The organism is Natranaerofaba carboxydovora (assembly GCF_022539405.1).
Taxonomy (GTDB): Bacteria; Bacillota; Natranaerobiia; order Natranaerobiales; family Natranaerofabaceae; genus Natranaerofaba; species Natranaerofaba carboxydovora.
This window is the reverse complement of sequence record NZ_CP054394.1, coordinates 2,254,589-2,270,426: the sequence shown is the minus strand read 5'-3', so window position 1 is coordinate 2,270,426 and position 15,838 is coordinate 2,254,589. Positions and strand designations below refer to the sequence as shown.

Annotated in this window: 14 protein-coding genes; all 14 read left to right on the top strand. The window is 37.4% G+C overall.

Features of this window, described 5'->3' with window-relative positions:
* Nucleotides 1-115 precede the first annotated feature (115 nt).
* Nucleotides 116-1,078 (top strand): ornithine carbamoyltransferase, encoded by a 963-nt coding sequence (argF, locus tag ACONDI_RS10825; RefSeq protein ID WP_420848202.1) that lies wholly within the window; start codon nt 116-118, stop codon nt 1,076-1,078.
* A 272-nt stretch (nt 1,079-1,350) separates the two neighbouring features.
* Entirely contained in the window at nt 1,351-2,577 is a 1,227-nt protein-coding gene (locus ACONDI_RS10820; protein ID WP_420848201.1) for an argininosuccinate synthase, read from the top strand.
* 38 nt (nt 2,578-2,615) lie between these two features.
* A complete protein-coding gene (gene argH, locus ACONDI_RS10815; protein WP_241078562.1) occupies nt 2,616-4,025 on the top strand; it encodes an argininosuccinate lyase in 1,410 nt (469 codons plus the stop codon).
* A 306-nt stretch (nt 4,026-4,331) separates the two neighbouring features.
* Nucleotides 4,332-5,081, top strand: a complete 750-nt coding sequence (locus ACONDI_RS10810; RefSeq protein WP_241078561.1) for an MBL fold metallo-hydrolase — start codon at nt 4,332-4,334, stop codon at nt 5,079-5,081.
* A gap of 113 nt (nt 5,082-5,194) precedes the next feature.
* Nucleotides 5,195-5,665, top strand: a complete 471-nt coding sequence (locus ACONDI_RS10805; RefSeq protein ID WP_241078560.1) for a hypothetical protein — start codon at nt 5,195-5,197, stop codon at nt 5,663-5,665.
* Nucleotides 5,666-5,819: 154 nt separating this feature from the next.
* Nucleotides 5,820-6,359 carry a choline uptake/conversion transcriptional regulator CudC gene (gene cudC, locus ACONDI_RS10800; protein ID WP_241078559.1) on the top strand — a complete coding sequence of 180 codons (540 nt, stop codon included), beginning with the start codon at nt 5,820-5,822 and terminating at the stop codon, nt 6,357-6,359.
* A 406-nt stretch (nt 6,360-6,765) separates the two neighbouring features.
* Complete coding sequence (locus ACONDI_RS10795; protein WP_241078558.1) at nt 6,766-7,227, top strand: 4Fe-4S dicluster domain-containing protein; 462 nt, start codon at nt 6,766-6,768, stop codon at nt 7,225-7,227.
* Nucleotides 7,220-9,061, top strand: a complete 1,842-nt coding sequence (locus ACONDI_RS10790) for an aldehyde ferredoxin oxidoreductase family protein (protein WP_241078557.1) — start codon at nt 7,220-7,222, stop codon at nt 9,059-9,061. The genes ACONDI_RS10795 and ACONDI_RS10790 overlap by 8 nt, the downstream gene beginning before the upstream one ends.
* 53 nt (nt 9,062-9,114) lie before the next feature.
* A complete protein-coding gene (locus tag ACONDI_RS10785; RefSeq protein ID WP_241078556.1) occupies nt 9,115-10,290 on the top strand; it encodes an iron-containing alcohol dehydrogenase in 1,176 nt (391 codons plus the stop codon).
* A gap of 164 nt (nt 10,291-10,454) precedes the next feature.
* On the top strand, nt 10,455-11,408 hold the full coding sequence (locus ACONDI_RS10780) for a glycine betaine ABC transporter substrate-binding protein (RefSeq protein WP_241078555.1): 954 nt from the start codon (nt 10,455-10,457) through the stop codon (nt 11,406-11,408).
* Between the two features lie 379 nt (nt 11,409-11,787).
* Nucleotides 11,788-11,967 (top strand): hypothetical protein, encoded by a 180-nt coding sequence (locus tag ACONDI_RS10775; RefSeq protein ID WP_241078554.1) that lies wholly within the window; start codon nt 11,788-11,790, stop codon nt 11,965-11,967.
* 64 nt (nt 11,968-12,031) lie between these two features.
* Nucleotides 12,032-13,276, top strand: a complete 1,245-nt coding sequence (locus tag ACONDI_RS10770) for a molybdopterin molybdotransferase MoeA (RefSeq protein ID WP_241078553.1) — start codon at nt 12,032-12,034, stop codon at nt 13,274-13,276.
* Nucleotides 13,277-13,316: 40 nt separating this feature from the next.
* The gene (locus tag ACONDI_RS10765) at nt 13,317-15,266 is read left to right on the top strand and encodes a molybdopterin biosynthesis protein (protein WP_241078552.1); all 1,950 of its coding nucleotides are present in this window, start codon (nt 13,317-13,319) and stop codon (nt 15,264-15,266) included.
* 63 nt (nt 15,267-15,329) lie between these two features.
* Nucleotides 15,330-15,824 (top strand): MogA/MoaB family molybdenum cofactor biosynthesis protein, encoded by a 495-nt coding sequence (locus tag ACONDI_RS10760; RefSeq protein WP_241078551.1) that lies wholly within the window; start codon nt 15,330-15,332, stop codon nt 15,822-15,824.
* Nucleotides 15,825-15,838 lie beyond the last annotated feature (14 nt).

The window sequence follows — 15,838 nt, the reverse complement described above, 5'->3', positions numbered from 1 at the left end:
TCTCCTGCTTTCTCAGCAAGATGTATTGTAAATAAAAACAAAACTTTGTTCATATGACTTTTTGCAGTTAAATCGAAACCCGAGTTCCTACACAGGAGGTGCTAAGTCCGTGGCTATTGATAGGACGATAGAGTCTTTAAAGGGTAGGGATTTTTTGACCCTTAAGGATTTTGGTAAAGAAGAGTTAGAGTCCATATTGGATTTGTCTAGTAAGATAAAGAAAGAACAAAAACAAGGCACCAAAACGCCTTACCTTGCAGGGAAAACTCTTGGGATGTTGTTTGAAAAGCCATCTACTAGAACAAGGGTTTCCTTTGAGGTGGCTATCCACCAGCTTGGTGGAATGGGGTTATTTTTGAGCTCGAATGATCTACAGCTAAAAAGAGGAGAACCAATAAAAGATACCGCAAGGGTTTTATCTGGATATCTTGATGGGATTATGGTTAGAACTTTTTCTCATGATACTATAACAGAGCTTTCTGATTATTCTAGTGTACCAGTGATAAATGGTTTGACTGATCTTTATCATCCCTGTCAAGTGATGGCAGATCTTTTGACCATCAAAGAAGAGTTTGATTCATTCTCTGGTTTGTCTTTGACATATTTAGGTGATGGCAAAAATAATATGGCCCATTCTCTTCTATACGGATGCAGCAAAATGGGGATAAACATAACCATTGGTGCACCCAAAAAGTATTTTCCTAGAGAAGATATTGTTAATGAGGCAAAAGAGATTGCTAGTAAACAGGGAAGTAAGATAAAAATTACTGATGATCCAGCAGAAGCAGTAGCAGAAAGTCAGGTTTTATATACTGATGTATGGGTAAGTATGGGAGATGAAGCTGAAAAAGAAGAAAGGCTAAAAGATCTTACTCCATTTCAGCTTAATGATGACTTACTAGCTAAGGCACATCAAGATGCAATAGTTTTACACTGTCTTCCGGCACACCGGGATGAGGAAATAACAGATAGCGTTATGGAAGGTAAAAAATCAAGGGTGTTTGTAGAAGCTGAAAATAGGCTGCATGCGCAAAAAGGGATACTGGTGTCATTAATGATGGATGGGGGTAGAGGCTAGGGAAAATAGCTACCCGCATAAGCTAATTTTTTGATATTGGGATTTTTTAAAACATAAAAGTGTTTATATTATAAAATGCTCTAGCTTTTTTCCCTGCCTCTACCTTTTGCGCTATCTTTATCGGGCAAATAAGAAATCTTATTATCATGTAAATTATTACCAAATAAGGAGTTTTAATTATCTTTAGACTACTAAAATCACTACTTATGTTTTTTGGGATTTTCAAATGGATAAGAAATAGAACAAAAAACAAATAGAGCAATGGATTTTAGATTTATGGGAGGGAGCTAAAAATGGTTAAAAAAGTAGTAATGGCATATTCAGGCGGCCTAGATACGTCTGTTGCTGTACAATGGTTAAAAAACTTATATGATTGTGAAGTAATTGCTATGGTAGGAGATGTGGGGCAAAAAGAAGATTTGGAACCTGTTAGAGAAAAAGCCCTTAAAACAGGGGCCGAAAAAGCATACGTAGAGGACTTGACAGAGGAGTTTGTGACTGACTATGTCTATCCTACCCTGAAGGCAAGCGCTCTGTATGAAGGAAAGTATCTTCTTGGAACTGCAATTGCAAGACCTGTCCTTGCAAAGAGGTTATGTGAAATTGCAGAAAAAGAAGGAGCGGATGCCATAGCTCACGGCTGTACAGGGAAAGGAAATGATCAGGTTAGATTTGAACTGACAGTCAAATCTTTAATGCCTCATTTGAAAATCATCGCTCCATGGAGGGAGTGGGATCTTAAAAGCAGGGAAGACTGTATTAAATATGCTGAAGATAATAATATCCCTGTTCCTGTAAGTAAGGACAAACCTTTTAGTATAGATAGGAATCTGTGGCACTCAAGCTATGAAGGCGGTGTCCTTGAAGATCCATACTTTGAGCCTGAAGATGACATGTTCTTAATGACTGATTCACCTGAAAAGGCTCCAGACGAACCTTGCTATCTAGAACTAGAATTTGAGCAGGGTATCCCTATTAAAGTAGACGGGGAAAAATTCGAACCGGTACCAATGCTTGAAAAGCTTAATGACATAGCTGGAAAACACGGAATTGGCCGGATTGATATTGTTGAGAACAGGCTTCTTGGGATGAAATCTAGAGGAGTATATGAGACACCTGGTGGTACGTTGTTGTTTACAGCTAAGAATGAGCTAGAATATCTTGTCTTAGACAAAGATACTATGCATTTCAAAGAGACTGTAAGTCAGAAGTATGCTGAACTGGTTTATAATGGTCTATGGTTCACGAAGCTTAAAGATTCCCTTGATGCTTTTGTTGATGAAACCCAAAAGAATGTTACAGGTAAGGTTAAACTGAAATTGTACAAGGGTTCTGTCCAAATTGCTGGAAGAACTTCTCCGTATAGTTTATACAACGAAGAGCTGGCAACTTTTGAGGAAGATGAAGTGTATGATCAAAAAGATGCGGAAGGGTTTATTAATTTGTTTGGCCTTTCGGCTATGAATCAGGGTATAATTGAAAGAAAGAAGAAAAACTAAGGACCTGATCGATAAGAAGTGAATAGAGGTGAACTTTTATGAAGCTCTGGGGAGGCAGGTTTACCGGGGAAACTGATAAGCTTGTGGAAAAATTCAATGCTTCAATAGATTTTGACAAAAAACTAGCCCTTTATGACATTATAGGCAGTAGAGCCCATGTAAAGATGCTTGCTGAAAGAGAAATAATAACCTCAGATGATAGAGATAAAATCTTAAAAGGGCTTTTACAGGTAGAAAGTGAAATTAAAGAAGGTAAGTTCTCTTACAAAGTCGAGCATGAAGATATTCATATGAATATAGAAGCAAGGCTTATAGAGATTATAGGTGATGTGGCAAAGAAGATCCATACTGCAAGGAGCAGAAACGACCAGGTTGCCCTTGATCTACATCTTTATGCAAGAGATAGGCTTGTGGGGATGATAGAACTTTTGATAGAACTAGAAAAAGCAGTTCTAGATCTTGCAGATGAACATAAACTTACTGTAATGCCTGGTTATACCCACCTGCAGAGGGCTCAGCCTATAAGTCTTGGTCATCATTTGATGTCATATTACGGGATGTTGAGTAGAGACGTTGAGAGACTTTTTGATCTGTATAAAAGGGTTGATATAATGCCCCTTGGTGCCTGTGCCCTTGCAGGTACGAGTTATCCTATTGATAGAGAGTCGGTTAGGGATGAGCTTCAATTTGAGAGGCTGTATGAAAACAGCATGGATGCAGTAAGTGATAGGGATTTTGTGTTAGAGTTTTTGTTTTGTATGAGTACTATTATGACTCATCTAAGTAGATTCAGTGAGGATATCATCTTATGGTCTTCTTCGGAGTATGGATTCATAGAGCTTGATGATAGTTTTTGTACCGGGTCAAGTATTATGCCCCAGAAGAAAAACCCCGATGTAGCCGAGCTAATTAGGGGTAAGGTAGGAAGGGTCCTTGGTTCTCTTAATGGTCTCTTTGTCACTTTGAAAGCACTTCCCTTAGCATATAATAAAGATATGCAGGAGGACAAAGAAGGTTTTTTTGATGCTGTGGAGACCCTAATGGTTTCTATAACTTTGTTTACCGGGATGTTACCTGGAATCAAAGTTAATGAAGAAAAGATGAAAGAAGCTGTATACAGTGACTTCTCAAATGCTACTGACCTTGCTGATTATATGGTGAAAAAGGGGATATCCTTTAGAGATGCCCATGCTCTTGTGGGCAAAGCTGTTTTATATTGTCAGGAGAATAACAAACTTCTATCTGAGTTAACCCTTGAAGAGTTAAAAGATATTTCCCCTGTGTTAGATGAAAAGGCCTTCTACTATCTTGACCCGAAAGATTCTGTGCAGCAGAAAAAAAGCAGGGGTGGCCCCGCTGAGACAGAGGTTATGAGACAGATAGAAGTTGCTAGAAAGGAAGTTTTAAGTCAGGAAGCTACTTGTGAGAAACTTGTGAAGTTAATATAAAAGCAAATCAAAAGTTGATTCTACTGCAAAAAGTCTATTCACATAATTATAGTGTTTTTAATTGATACATCTAAGATTCGTCAGCAGTCGAAATAAGGCTACCTAATTAATGAACTCATCGTGAGTTCAATTAGCTAATGACGTCCTGTCATTAGGCCTTATTTCTCCTGTTTTCTCATCAAGATGTATTGCAATTAAAAACAAAACTTTGCTCATATGACTTTTTGCAGTTGAATCAAAGCTTGATACAGGTAATTTTGTTGGAAGCAAGGAAACAATAAAAGGTGCAGCTGAGGGGTGTTAATTGTGGCCGAGTTTGAAGTGACGGTGCTAGGGAAGTATTCTCCTTTCCCTCCAAAAGACGGGGCATGTTCTGGGTATTTGGTGAAGGGCGGTAGTGATTATCTGCTCTTAGATCTTGGCAGTGGAGTTTTAAGCAGGCTTCAAAGACATATTGACATTACGAATTTAAAGGGTGTTTTGCTCTCCCATCATCATCCTGATCATAAAGCTGATATTCACTCTCTAAGACATGCTTGGAGCGCAAATATGAGAATGGGTAATATAAATTCACCTTTAAGAATATATACGCCTAATGAACCGCAGTATGAGGTAAGACAATTAGAAAACTACCAGAATATTTTTTCTGTGATCAAACTTCAAGCAGGCCTTGATTATCCCTTTGATCCTTTTTTGATAGAATGGTTAGAAACTAATCATCCAATGAAATGTGCAGCTTTTGCTATTAAATATAACGGCAAAAAAATAGTGTACACCGGAGATAGCTCACTTTCCCTTAGAAGTGAGCTGTTTAAGCTTTGTGAAAATGCTGACCTGTTATTGTGTGAGAGTTCTTTAATGGAAGAAGACAAAGGGACAGTGCCAGGACACATGTCAACAAAAGATGCTGCTAATTTGGCCAAAAAAGCCGCTGTCAAGAAGCTTATTTTAACTCACTTCTGGCCATTTTATGAAGAAAAAAACCTTCTCTACGAAGCAAGAGAGGTGTTTGAGGATACTAATTTGGCTATAGAAGGTAAGACCTACATAGTTTGATTAATTTAAGTTTTATTATTGATTTTGGTGCAAAAAGTCTATTAATAAAACTTTGTTCATATGACTTTTTGCAGCCTGAATTACTATTTTATTAATACGAGAGGTGAAATTTCATGAAAAGCAGGTTAGCGTTGGTCCTATTACTTATTGGTGCTGTTATAGTGCTTAATTTGATGTCAAGCAGTGCCTGGGTCATTTCACAAGAACCTTCTGAGAGTTTACTTATTTTCCATTCTTTACTATTATCTCTTTGGGGAGTTGTTTTGGGTGCTATCTTAGAGTGGCGAACTATTTTGAATGTAATCAGGGCAGATGTAAAATTAAATTACATAAAATTCATACCTGTAGTGGTTTTTCTGGTGATATCTTTTATTCCCCATGTAACCTGGCAAGGTTGGTTTGGGGTGAAAGATCCAATGGATAATATCTTTCTCGGGTGGGTCTTTACACCACTGCAACAGTTAGAGCTAAATATTGTACTAAGTGTTATTGCCGGTGTTTTAGTAATGAGGTGTTTTGAAGAAAAGCTAGTACAAGGCCAAGATTATACAGAAGAAGAATATATTGACGATGAAGCTATCTGATTAAGTGATATTATAGTAAAATATTCTGATGAATAAGACAAAGAAAAATATTGAATTTGTTCATAATAACTTGCTAAATACGCAGGAAAAGAATATAATATTATTAAGACGTAAAGAAATAACTGTACAAATTGTACAAAGTAGGTGGTTAATAATGGATGAAAAAGAAAATGACAAAGAGAAATTAGAAAGGGCTAGAAATGACGTAGGGTCCGCTCTGGCAAAAACCATGGATCTTTATGGGATAACTCCAAGTATAGGGCACTTATTTTCTATATTATATTTTAGCGATGAACCAATGACATTAGACGAACTTCAGGAGTCTATGGGAATGAGTAAGACCAGTATGAGTACAGGTGTTAGAAATTTAGAGAAAAATAAAATGGTCAAAAAAGTATGGAGAAAAGGTGTTAGAAAGGATCTTTATCTGGGTGAAAAGAACTTTTTCACTCACTTTATAAATTTTTTCGTTCCCATGTGGAGAAGAGAGATTGAGGCTAATATGGATGCAATAAGACGCGCTGAACCTGAACTCCAGGAATTGTTAGAAAGTGAAGACAGCGAAATAAGAGAAAAAGCGAAATCAGATTTAGAGAAATTAGAAGAAGGTAAGACCTATTATAACTGGCTAGGTAAACTTGCTGATAGCGTAGAATCTGGTGAGATATTCAAATTAATCCCACCTGAAAAATAGCCCCTACCCCCTCTCTCTTTTTCTTCTCCTTTACTTTTTTTTGTCTTTTATTATTGCAAAAAAGAAAAATTGATTTTGGTGCAAAAAGTCAATAAACAAAGTTTTGTTTATAATTGTAATGAGAAAGCAGGATAATTAAGCTCTAATGATAGGATGTCGTTAGAGCTTAATTATGTGAATAGAATTTTGTACTGAAATTTATTAAGTTGATTTGCATAATTACTCAACTTAGGGTATAATATTGTCAGTTTGTACAATAAAAACTGTACAGATTGAACCATCTTTACAATCTTTATGTTATGGCACCTTTATGTATTGAAGTCAGATGTAAGTTGTCTTCTTTTTGTGGTTACTTAATTCCTACTTTTAAGTTTCTTAGTTTTAAAATTATGTTTATAGAAGGGGGATGATGAAAATAGCTAAACTAATCCCGGAATTTGATCTTTGTACTGGTTGTAATATTTGTATGCTTACATGTTGTGAAGAGAACTTTGGAGGGTATAACCCAAGGTATGCCATGTTAAAAGTAGAAGATCTAAAAGATGGTATCTTTGTGGAACCCGTAGCTTGTAATCAATGTGACAATGCAGCTTGCGAAAGGGTTTGTCCTGTATCAGCAATATCAAAGAAAAATATCATTAAAAAAGATAATGAGGGTAATGAAATAAGTTTAGAAGTAGTATCTATAAATAATGAAAAATGTACAGGCTGTGGTAGATGTGAAGAATACTGCCCTAAAGGTGTAATAGTTATAAAAGACAAAAAAGCGTATAAATGCGAGCTTTGCGATGGAGAGCCTGCTTGTATAAAAAACTGCCCGAAAGGGGCTATTAAGCTTTACCGGGAAGGAGTTGAAAAAAATGATTGAGCCTTTGACTAGAAAAGTACTGAAAATTGATTTAGAAAAAGAAACCTATGAAGTAGAGATACTTTCCCGGGAAGTTATGGAAAAGTATGTTGGTGGCAAGGGTCTTGGAGCATGGCTTTTGTACAGAGAAAGTTGTAATAACGGGAAGATGATTCATCCCCTTGGATATAATAATCCTCTTATATTTGCCACGGGGCCTTTGACAGGTACAAGGGCTCCTGCTATGAGAGGGGTTATAATTTCGACTTCACCCCTTACTGGAGGTTTTGTAGATTCATATTTTGGGGGGCACTTTGCCCAGGAGGTTAAATACGCTGGGTTTGATGCAGTAATGGTTACAGGAAACGCACAAAAACCTATTTATTTAAAAATTGAAGATGGCCACGTAGAATTTAGGGACGGGGAAAATTTAAAAGGTCTGGATACATTTGAAACAAAAGAAAAAATCAGAGAAGAGTTAAATGATAACTCCTACAAAACAGCTTGTATTGGACCTGCCGGTGAGAATCAAGTGCCCTTCTCCCTTGTATCATGCGAATATAATAGACAGGCTGGCAGGGGCGGTATAGGAGCTGTTATGGGTGCCAAAAATCTCAAAGCTGTGGCAGTAAAAGGAACAAACATGGTAAGCGTAAAGGATAAAGAAAAATTCAAGAAGGCTATAGATAAAGCAATTGGTGGGCTAGAATCATCAGAAGAAATTGAAGAACTTTCAAACTTTGGTACTGCCCCTACTATGTGGTTTTCTCATCAAGAAGGGCTTTTGCCGGTGAATAATTACCAAAAAGGCACTTCTGAACCCAAAGGTATATCACATATAGATCAAAGGGACAAACTTTGGCTAAGGCATGAAGGATGTGCCTCGTGCCCTATAGCCTGTAGTAAGCAGGGCGTTATTAGAGAAGGAAAAAGAAAAGGAACAAAGTCAGATATCGTAGAGTATGAAACCTCAGCACTTATGGGAGCTAATCTTGGACTAACAGATGTCAAGGAGTTAACCTATCTTGTTTATCTATGTGATGCCCTTGGTCTAGATGGAATGAGTATGGGCGGAGTGCTTGGTTTTGCAATGGAATGTTACGAAAAAGGAATTATGAAAGCAGAGGATTTTGATGGGATAGAGTTGTCTTTTGGCTCTGCAGAAAACCTAGAAAAGGCTATAATAGATACGGCGGGTGTCGAAGGTAAACTTGGTAAGCTGCTATCAACCGGTGTGTCCAGGGCTTCTAAGAAGTTAAACACTAAGTCAAAAGAATTTGCCTGTCATGTTAAAGGTATGGAGTTTCCTGCCTTTGAACCAAGAAGTTCTCCTGGAATGGGGCTTGCTTATCTAACCGCTGATAGGGGAGCATGTCATCAAAGGGCTTTTCCAATAAATTATGAAGTTGGTGGAGAACTCTTTGATGGAGAAGAGATAGAAAGAACCGGCACAAACAAGAAGGCTGAAATAGTAATTGACGATCAAGATTATCTAGCCGCGCTAGATACTATGGTCAAATGTGACTTTGGAAGTTTTGGGATAAGTGAGGATGCTTACCTTGAGCTTTATGAGGCTGCAACTGGTGATGAAATGAGCAGCGAAAGGCTTAAGGAAATAGGAGAAAGAATATGGAATACCACCAGAATGTTTAATGTTATGCAGGGTATAGATTACAAAAAGGAAAAACTTCCAAAACGTTTTTATGAACAAATACCTGATGGTCCTGTTAAGGGAAACAAATTTACTGAAGAAGACGAAGAGAAGATGCTTCAGGAGTATTACAGATTAAGAGGGTGGAACGAACAAGGACATCCAACGGAAGAAAAGTTAAAAGAGTTAAAAATTAATATTTAAATAAAAATTTTTAATAGTAATTTTAATGTTATAATAATAAGGAGGTATTTTAAATGTTTAGATTTGAGCAAATTAAGGGCAATGAGTTTGAACTTCCAACGAAAGTGGTGCACGGGATAGGGGTTACAAAAGAACTTGGCAAAAGGATAAAAGAGCTAGGGGTGGAAAAGCCATTAATTGTAACAGATGAAGGAGTAAAAAACGCCGGATTACTTGAGAAAATCGAAGAACCTTTGAAAGAAGCAGGTATTTCCTATGCAGTTTTTGATGGAGTAGTAGCTGATCCGTGTATTAACACTGTGGCAAAGGGTACAAGCTGTTACAAAGAAGAAGGGTGTGATAGCTTAATTGGTCTTGGTGGTGGTAGTTCCATGGACACTGCAAAGGCCATAGGAGTAGAAGTTGTTCATGATGAGCCGGTCTTAGAATATGAGGCAGCAGAAGGTAAAAAGCCCCTTCAGTACAGAGTCCCACCTTTTGTTACAATACCTACTACTGCAGGTACAGGTAGTGAAGTGACAATGTGGGCTGTTATCAAAGATCCTGCTAGGGAATTTAAGTTTAATACCGGTGGCCCTTTGATAGCTGCTTATACTGCTATTGTAGATCCCGAGCTTCATGTGTCTATGCCACCTCATGTAACTGCAGGTACTGGTATGGATGCGCTATGTCATGCTATTGAATGCTATACCTGTCACTATGCACAGCCTCATACTGATGCAGTAGCACTTCTGGCTATAGAGTACGCAGGTAAGTACCTTAGAAGGGCTGTAGGTAATGGGCAGGACATTGAAGCAAGGTATGGTATGGCTATCTCTGCTAATCTTGCAGGTATATCTTATGGTAGTGAAAGTGCTGGTGCAGTTCACGCTATGACACAGACCCTTGGAGGTATTGTCTCTGTTCCTCACGGTTCAGCAGTTGCTGCGACCCTTGCACCTTCGATGGAATACAATTGGATTGGCGATCCATACAAATTTGCCAGGATTGCCCAGGCTCTCGGCGTAGATACCTTTAATATGAGCCTTGAAGATGCGGCTAGAGCTTCTGTAGATGCAGTTTATGAACTTACAGAAGATATAGATGCTCCAACTTTGACTGATCTTGGAGTAGATGAAGGAATGCTCTCAAGACTTGCGAAAGAGGCATACCATGATCCTCAGACTATAGGGAATCCAAGGGATATAGACATCAAAGGTTATGAAGAAATCTATCGTAAATGCTTCTAAAAATGGGGACATTGATGATTTAATGAGTTAAATTGATGTTATTTGTTTTATATTAACTGTTAAAAAGTTTTTTAAAGCTTGATTTTTACTTTAAAAAACTTTAGTATAAAGATTGTAAAGTATATACTGTATAAAAAATTATTATAGGGGGTTATTTTTAAGTTATGTTATCTTTAAGAAAGGGCAAAATTATTTTATCTTTAGCTTTAGCTTTGATTTTGGTAAGTAGTGTTTTTGCAGGAGGATGCGGAGAAGAAGAAGTAGCATTAGATGAAATCAGTCTAGCAAAAGTTGAATGGACATGCTCTACTCAAAAAAGTTATGTAAATAAAGAAATCTTAGAATCCCTTGGTTTTGATGTTGAACTAGAAAACTATACGTTGCCTGTTGTCTTACAGGGTATGAGTGACGGAGACATTGATGTATTTACAGATGCTTGGTTTCAAACCTGGGGTACTCCTCTTGAGAATGCTTTAGAAGCAGGAGATGTAATTCATCTTGAAACTCATCTAGAAGAGACAGCATATGCACCAGCAGTACCGACTTATGTTTATGAAGAAGGCATCACTTCTTTGGAAGATTTGGCTGATTACTCTGAGGAATTTGATTATACGTATTATGGTTTAGAAGAAGGTAATGATGGAAATCAAATTATGATAGATGCTTTTGAAGATGACACTTATGGACTCGGTGAATGGGAGCTTATCCCTAGTAACGAAGCTGCTATGATGGCTGAAGTAGAACAAGCCATAGATAATGAAGAATGGGTAGTATTTAGCGGTTGGGAACCTCATTATATGAATGTCCTATTTGATATGGAATATCTCGATGATCCTGAAGGTATCTGGGGTGAAGGTGAAAAAGTAGGTACAATATCAAGACCTGGTTTTGAAGAAGAGAACCCAAACCTTGCTAAGTATTTTATTCAATTTGACGTTGATGAAGATATTGTAAATGATTGGGTATACGAGCATGGTTATTATGAAAGACCAGCTGAAGAAGTTGCCCAAGAGTGGGTAGAAGAAAACCTTGACTTAGTTCTCGAATGGGTTGATGGAATGGAAACACCTGATGGTGAAGATGCACAGGAAGTTTTAAAAGAGGTATATGAAGGTTAATTAAAGCAAGTGATGAACGTAATGGTTAATGGTAGAAGAATGGACACGGAGAACCTATTTTTTCCGTGTCCTTCTTTTATTAACTTAGCTTGATATTATTATCACTTTATAATAAAGTATATATAGAAAATTGATCCAGGCTGCAAAAAGTCTATTCACATAATTATAGTGTTTTTAATTGATACATCTAAGATTCGGCAGCAGTCGAAATAAGGCTTCCAAATCTAAGAACTCATCCTGAGTTCGATTAGCTAATGACCTCCTGTTATTAGGCCTTATTTCTCCTGCTTTCTTATCAAGATGTATTGCAATTAAAAACAAAACTTTGTTCATATGAATTTTGCAGTTGAATCAAAATTAATAATTGGGGGTAGATGAAATGTCAAATGAAGATCAAAGATTAAAAGAGCTAATAAAAGAGAATTCTAAAGATGGCAAAATATCATGTTCTAGCTGTTATGAGATAAGTGAAAAGCACTCTTACAGCCTAAAAAAAGTAGGAGAAATGGCAGATGAGATGGATATAAAGATAGTTAGCTGTCAATTAGGATGTTTTTAGAATGGGGATTATATTGAGATAGAATTGTTATTTGTTATCAGATAAGTGAGGTGTACGGGTTGCTATGCTAGAAGTTTTGACGGTTGATGAAGCTATAAACGAAATTATCTATACTCTTAAAAGTGTAGGTTATTATAATGACAAACAATTAAATGAAGTAATTTCAACAGAAGAGTCTTTAAACAGGATAGTGTATAAAGATATACACTCTTCTTTAGATCTGCCTCCTTTTTCTAGGTCAACAGTTGATGGATATGCTGTGAGGGCAGATGAAACTTATGGAGTCAGTGAATCTTTTCCTGGAGTTTTTACTCTTGCAGGCAAGGTACTAATGGGAGAGGCTTCTGAAGTACAAGTGAAAAAAGAAGAAGTTGTTGAGATAGCTACTGGTGGGATGCTTCCACAGGGAACCGATTCAGTTGTGATGATAGAGGAAACAGAAGCCCTTGGAGAAGATTCTATTCTGATAAACAAACCTATTTCACCAGGTGAAAATGTGATAAAAGTTGGAGAAGACGTAAAAAAAGGCCAGAAAGTTTTGGAAGGTGGTCATAAGATTAGAACACAGGATCTAGGGGCTTTGGCAGCTCTTGGGATTACTGAAGTAGAAGTATATAAAAAACCTAAAGTAGGAATTATCTCAACAGGAGATGAAATTATAGGACCCTCTGAAGAACTTACCCCGGGCAAAATAAGGGATATTAACTCCTGGGCTCTTAGCGCAGAGGTTCTTGAAGCAGGGGCTAAGCCTATTAATTATGGTATATGCCCTGATAATAAGGATAAAGTAGAAGAATATATAAGTAAGGCTTTAGAAGAAAACGACCTTGTTATTGTATCAGGTGGTAGTTCTGTAGGGGAGAAGGATGTAACTTCGGATGTAATTAATTTGATCGGTGATCCAGGGGTGATATTTCACGGTATTTCAATAAAACCTGGCAAACCAACTATCTTTGGGATGGTTGATGATAAGCCCATATTTGGCCTCTCCGGCAACCCTGTGAGTGCTATGGTTACCTTTAGGTTATTTGTCAAAAAAGCTATTGATATTATCAGCGGCAAAAAAGATTCACCTCCTGTGCCTACAATTAGAGGGAAACTTACCCGCAACCTTTCCTCAAGAGGAGGAAGAGAAGATTATGTCCGGGTCAAATTACAAGAAAATGAAAATGGGAATTATAATGTCATACCGGTACTTGGAGAGTCAGGACTAATATTTACCCTTGTAGAGGCGGAAGGGTTACTTAAAATTCCAAGAAATACAGAAGGGCTTAGGTCAGGAGAAGAAGTGGAAGTATATTTACTATAATTATATATTTTTTCCGTAGAGACTTTGAGGAGGTTGAACGATGAAAGATGATAGAAAGGTTTATCTAGAAAATGTTTCATTAGAAGAAGCAAGAAAAAAGCTTTTTGATGCACTAGATGATTTAGGCGAAATGGGTGATGTACGTTCTGAGAAAGTGTTTGTTGATAATGCCCGCGGTAGGTATACAAGTGAGCCCGTTTTTGCCAGAGTATCGTCGCCTCATTATCATGCCAGTGCAATGGATGGAGTGGCTGTTAATTCTAAAAACACTAGAGAAGCAAGCTCTAGAAACCCAGTGACATTGTCTCTTGCCAAAGGCGAGGCTTTTGTAGTTGATACAGGTGATCCTATCCCTAAAGGTACAGATTCTGTGATCATGATTGAAGAGGTTGAATGGTTAAATGATGATGAGATAGAGATCGTAAAATCAGTTTCGCCGTGGGAGAATGTCAGGACTATAGGAGAAGATCTAGTAGCTACCGAAATGATTGTTCCCTCAAATCATAAACTTCGCCCTGTTGATATAGGTGCGCTTTTGGCAGGGGGGATCACAGAGATTAAGGTAAAAATTCCTCCAAAAGTTGGGGTTTTGCCAACAGGAGATGAATTAATCGAGCCTGGGGAAAATATGAAGCCAGGAGACATAATAGAATATAACTCCAGGATGATAGCAGGAAATGTTTTGGAGTGGGACGGAGAACCTTATAGACAGGAGAAAGTTGAAGATGATTATGAAAAGCTAAAAACTGAAATTAATAATCTTTCAAATGCTTTTGATCTAGTGATAATTAACGCAGGCTCATCGGCAGGTAGAGAGGATTATACATATAAAGTGGTGGACGAACTAGGAGAAGTGTTGGTCCACGGGGTTGCTATAAAACCAGGAAAACCAGTTGTAATTGGTATGGTAAATAATACTCCTGTAATTGGAATACCAGGTTATCCTGTGTCAGCTCTTATTGCCCTTGAGTGTTTTGTTAAGCCTTTACTTGATTACTGGTTAATGGGACAGAAGAAGATAAGTGAAGAAAATTTGGAAAGAGAAAAAGTTAAAGCAAAAATATCCAAAAAATTAGTCTCATCTTTAAATGCGTCCGAATATGTGAGAGTTAAACTTGGGCTGTTAGATGGTGATTATATTGCCTCTCCTCTAAAAAGAGGTGCTGGTATAGTTATGTCTATGGTTGAGGCTGATGGGATAGTCGTAGTTCCTCAAATGAAAGAAGGATTAGACAAAGATGAAGAAGTTACGGTACAGCTTTTAAAACCCAGACAGCTGGTGGACAATACCCTTGTAAGTATAGGTAGCCATGATATAACTCTAGACCTGCTGGGTGAAATCCTACACAAAAACCATTATCCATATAATCTTGCTTCAACTAATGTAGGTAGTATGGGTGGTATCATGGCAATTGCTAGGGGAGAAGCCCATTTAGCAGGTGTTCATCTACTTGACCCAAAGACAGGGGAATATAACACTTCTTTTATCAAAAAATATATCAAAGATGAAGAGTTGATTGTGATAAACTTAATATACAGAGATCAAGGGTTTATTGTTAAGAAAAATAACCCTAAAGGTATTAAAAACATAAAAGATCTTTTAAGAGAAGATGTCCGACTTGTCAATAGACAAAGGGGTGCAGGTACCAGGGTGTTACTAGATTATCATCTAGAAAATGAAAAGATTTCATCTAATGACATTAAGGGGTATGAAAAGGAAGAGGTAAACCATCTATCTGTTGCAGCAGCGGTCAGCGGAGGTGCGGCTGATGTCGGACTAGGTATTAGGGCAGCAGCTGAAGCCTTAGACCTTGACTTTGTTTTTTTGGCTAAGGAAAGATTTGATCTAATTATACCAAAAAAATATTATGAAATGTCCGGGATCAAAAACCTTTTAAAAAGTTTAAAAAGTGATGAGTTTAAAGAATCTGTCGGCGAACTCTCTGGTTATGACTTATCAAAAACAGGTGAGGTAATGGCAGAAATTTAGGTGCAAAATTATTATATAAAAATATTTTAATCAAGATATTATGTAGGGTGGTGGAGATAGATCATGACATTTAGAGCGGGGATATTGACGCTAAGTGATAAAGGTTCAAAGGGTGAAAGAGAAGATAAAAGTGGGAAACTAATAGAAAAAAAACTTAATGAATTGGATATAGAAGTGGAAGAGTATAGGGTTCTTCCCGATGAAGAACAGGAAATAATAAAGGTTATGTGTTATTTATCAGATGAAAAGAAAGTAGATATAATACTAACTACAGGAGGTACTGGTCTAAGTCCAAGAGACTTTACCCCGGAAGCAACTCTAAAAATAATTGAAAAAGAGGTACCAGGAATAGCGGAAGCTATGCGCTATGAAAGTATCAAAAAAACCCCTCATGGTATGTTAAGCAGAGGGGTATCGGGGGTTAGAGGAAAAACCCTTATTATCAATATGCCAGGAAGCCCAAAAGCTGTAGAAGAATGCATGGATGTAATAATTCCAGCAATCCCTCATGCTCTTGAGACATTATCAGGCCAAGCTTCAGAATGTGCAAGAGAGTAATCCGTTTAGTTTTT